This is a genomic window from Halobacillus sp. BBL2006, assembly GCF_000786645.1.
Taxonomy (GTDB): Bacteria; Bacillota; Bacilli; order Bacillales; family Halobacillaceae; genus Halobacillus.
Window position 1 is genome coordinate 1 of the sequence record NZ_JRNX01000417.1, and the last position, 3,447, is coordinate 3,447.

Annotated in this window: 5 protein-coding genes; all 5 read right to left on the reverse strand. The window is 46.3% G+C overall.

All coding sequences use genetic code 11. From position 1 onward, the window contains the following. The coding region (gene tsaD / locus LD39_RS12660; RefSeq protein ID WP_035547242.1) for a tRNA (adenosine(37)-N6)-threonylcarbamoyltransferase complex transferase subunit TsaD at positions 1–963 on the reverse strand (963 nt) is incomplete at its 3' end. Then, positions 960–1,403: a ribosomal protein S18-alanine N-acetyltransferase gene (gene rimI, locus LD39_RS12665; protein WP_035547245.1), complete on the reverse strand. Its 444-nt coding sequence runs from the start codon at positions 1,401–1,403 to the stop codon at positions 960–962. The genes tsaD and rimI, both read right to left, overlap by 4 nt. Position 1,404: 1 nt before the next feature. After that, positions 1,405–2,091: a tRNA (adenosine(37)-N6)-threonylcarbamoyltransferase complex dimerization subunit type 1 TsaB gene (tsaB, locus tag LD39_RS12670; protein WP_035547248.1), complete on the reverse strand. Its 687-nt coding sequence runs from the start codon at positions 2,089–2,091 to the stop codon at positions 1,405–1,407. Next, positions 2,088–2,543: a tRNA (adenosine(37)-N6)-threonylcarbamoyltransferase complex ATPase subunit type 1 TsaE gene (gene tsaE, locus LD39_RS12675; protein WP_035547251.1), complete on the reverse strand. Its 456-nt coding sequence runs from the start codon at positions 2,541–2,543 to the stop codon at positions 2,088–2,090. Before tsaE ends, tsaB begins: the two co-directional genes overlap by 4 nt. Positions 2,544–2,547: 4 nt before the next feature. Further along, positions 2,548–3,447: thiamine-phosphate kinase (gene thiL / locus LD39_RS12680; RefSeq protein WP_035547255.1), on the reverse strand; the 900-nt coding region annotated here is incomplete at its 5' end.

Here is a 3,447-nt window from a genome sequence, read left to right on the forward strand (position 1 = left end):
GTGTCCCTGGTTAAACGCCACAGCCCCTGCTGCAGCAATCATCGCCGCATTATCTGTGCATAAGTGCAGCGGTGGAATAAGCAGCTCTGTGTCTAAATGTTCAAACTTCTCCACAAGAGACGCACGCAGTCCACGATTGGCCGCTACTCCACCGGCAACGATCACCTGTTTCACGCCGTATTCTTCAGCAGCAAGATATGCTTTTGTGGATAACACGTCAACAACACTTGCCTGAAAGCTCGCTGCTACATCTTCATCCTTCAACACTTCACCTTTTTGCTTGGCGTTATGGAGACGGTTGATGACCGCTGATTTTAATCCACTGAAACTGAAGTCATAAGAGCCGTTCTCCAGCCATGCTCGTGGAAAATCGATGCTCTCTTCTCCTTCAGCTGCTAACCGATCAATCTCCGGACCTCCTGGATAAGGCAGCTTGAGTGTTCTGGCTACTTTATCATAAGCTTCCCCTGCCGCATCATCACGCGTTTCACCGATGATTTCAAACTTCCCGTGCTCACGCATGAGAATCAGCTCGGTATGGCCGCCGGACACCACTAAAGCCAGCAATGGAAACTCAAATTCTTTCTCCAGGCGATTGGCATAGATATGCCCTGCGATATGATGCACGCCAACTAGCGGTTTCTGTTTTGCATAAGCCACAGACTTGGCCGCGTTGACACCCACTAGCAAGGCACCGACAAGTCCCGGTCCTTCCGTGACAGCAATCGCATCCATTTCATCAATCGTAAGCCCTGATTTGTCCAAAGCTTCTTCTAATGTTATCGTCATTTGTTCAATATGGTGCCTTGATGCAATCTCAGGGACAACACCACCAAAACGTTTATGACTCTCAATTTGGGAGGCTACCACATTGGTGACGAGTTCTCTTTCATTTTTTACAATCGCGACTGCTGTCTCATCACAGCTTGTTTCAATCGCTAAAATATATTGATTTTTACTCATTTTAATCCCACCCACATCACTAACGCATCTTCTCCGTTATCGGTATAATATCGCTTCCGTATGCCACCTGGCACAAGTCCGAATTTCCGGTACATGTGCTGAGCAGCTGTATTCGACACTCTCACTTCCAGAGATAACTGGACAGCCCCCTGGCTGATGGCTTCTTCACACGTATGACGGAACAATTGCTCTCCGTACTTTTGACCACGGTATTCCGGATGAATTGCAATGTTTGTCACATGCGCTTCATCAATGATCAGCCAAAGTCCACAATATCCGAAAACTTTCCCATCCTTTTCAATCACAAAATAATGAGCGTAAGGATTCTCAGTGACTTCATTTAGAAACGTTTCCTCAGGCCAGGGGGTGGCGAAAGAAGCTTCTTCCACCTCTAACACTTCTCCAATATCGTCTGTTTTCATTCCCCGTATATCGATCATGTTACTGTTTCCCCTGCCGCTCCAGCCACTTAGCTTCTGCTTCTGGCAGACGTAAGTAATTGGGGACAAGCTCATGAATCTTTCCAGGCTCTTTCATTGCTCCCATTTGAGCAATAATGGAGGGTCTGGAAAAAAGGTAAGGTTCTTCGGGAATGACCGCCTGATCGCCAAGCGTTTCACGGATCAGTTCTTCATGGATAGAGAGATCTTGACTGACAAATAAGATCGACTCGTCCAGCTTCTTCAAGTCCTGTAGCCATTCCTCCATGAGCACATTCGTTTCGTCCTTAGACAGTCTCATGTCTTGATCATAAAGCCCTGTATACACTAATCCTCTCCGGGCATCGAAAAAAGGACACACGTAGCCCGGGAAAAACCTTCCTTGCCTGGCAACAGCTTCGAGGCTCGAGACTCCTACCACTGGGATGTCGAGCGTCCAAGCCATCGTTTTCGCTGTCGTTAAACCGATCCTTACTCCTGTGTACGACCCTGGACCATGAGCGACTGCAATCCGATCCAGGTCCTCAGGTGCCGTCCCCGTTTCTCTCATCAATTGATCGATAGCTGGCATCAGCCGAATTGAATGGTTTTTCTTTATATTCGTGATATACTCACCAGCAACGACACCATTTTTCAGTACAGCTACTCCCATAACGTAGTTAGACGTATCAATCGCTAAAATATTCATGTGATAATCTCCTTACAAATCTCGTCAAAATGACTTGAAGTTGCTTCAAGGGTAATCGTCCGTTTAGTCTCGTCTGTGTACTTAATCGTAATATCCAGACGCTGTTCCGGTAAGAATTCTTCAATGAAGTGCGCCCACTCGACGACACAGACTCCTTCACCCTCAAAAAATTCTTCAAAACCCAAATCCTCATCACTATCTTCAAGTCTGTAAACATCCATATGGTAAAAGGGCACACGGCCCATGTACTCTTTGATGATGGTAAACGTCGGACTATTAATGGTTCGTTTCACGCCTAGCCCGCGACCTAGACCTTTCGTAAACGTCGTTTTACCTGCGCCCAAGTCTCCCTCTAATGTTAATACATCTCCTGATTGAAGTCGATGGCCAAGCTCTTCAGCAAAAGCCATGGTTTCTTCCGGAGAAGAACTGATCCATTCATACCGTGCCATATCCTCACCCTTTTTTCTTTAAATGTGTATAACCCGATTTTGTTACGACTTCACTTTTCTCATGCTCATGTAGATAAACCCTCGGGGTTTCTTTTTGTCTATCTTTGACGACACCAATCTGGCTAACGGTCACTCCCGATTTTTCAGCAGCCTTAACTACTTCCAGCCAATCGTGGGAAGAAACGGTTCCCATCAGTTCAAAATCTTCTCCTCCGGAAAGCATCCATTCTTCATAGTCATCCGGAAAGAAATCTTTTAAGGAAGGAGTATAAGGAATCTGCTGCTTCTCTATATGCAAATCTACCTGAGATGCTTCGGCGATCTCGTTAGCCTCATTTGCGATACCATCACTAATATCATTAAGGACGACCCTATCAATACCGTATAGAGACTGAGCAAAGGCTGCTCTTGGTTCAGGCATTCGGTGTCTATTAATAAGAAATGCTTTATCCTCTTCATTAATCGAGGACCCTTTCAATAGACATTCTAAACCTGCTCTCGAATCTCCTAGCGTCCCTGTCACGAATACGACATCTCCACTTTGAGCTGCTGAGCGATAACGTGCCTTGTCTTTGTCTACATAACCTACGACAGTAATCGAAACCGACAGCTGACTGCCAGAAACGGTATCGCCACCGATCACGTCCATCTTGTAGTTTTCCGCTAAATCATTCATCCCTTTGTAAAGCTCTTCTAATCCTGCAGAGCCCCAATTAGATGGAACAACAATGGAGACAAGATAAAAAGCCGGGACACTCCCCATCGCTGCCAGATCACTGATATTTGCAGCTAAAGCACGATAGCCGATGTGATACGGTTCCATCGTTTCCAGTGAAAAGTGTACGCCGTCCACCATCGTGTCTACCGCTGTGACCACATCCTGACCGCTCGGTCGAAATACGGC

Excerpts from the sequence above, each read along its gene's own strand:
- tsaB (WP_035547248.1), bottom strand. The coding sequence starts at position 2,091 with ATGAATATTTTAGCGATTGATACGTCTAACTACGTTATGGGAGTAGCT.
- tsaE (WP_035547251.1), bottom strand. The coding sequence starts at position 2,543 with ATGGCACGGTATGAATGGATCAGTTCTTCTCCGGAAGAAACCATGGCT.
- rimI (WP_035547245.1), bottom strand. The coding sequence starts at position 1,403 with ATGATCGATATACGGGGAATGAAAACAGACGATATTGGAGAAGTGTTA.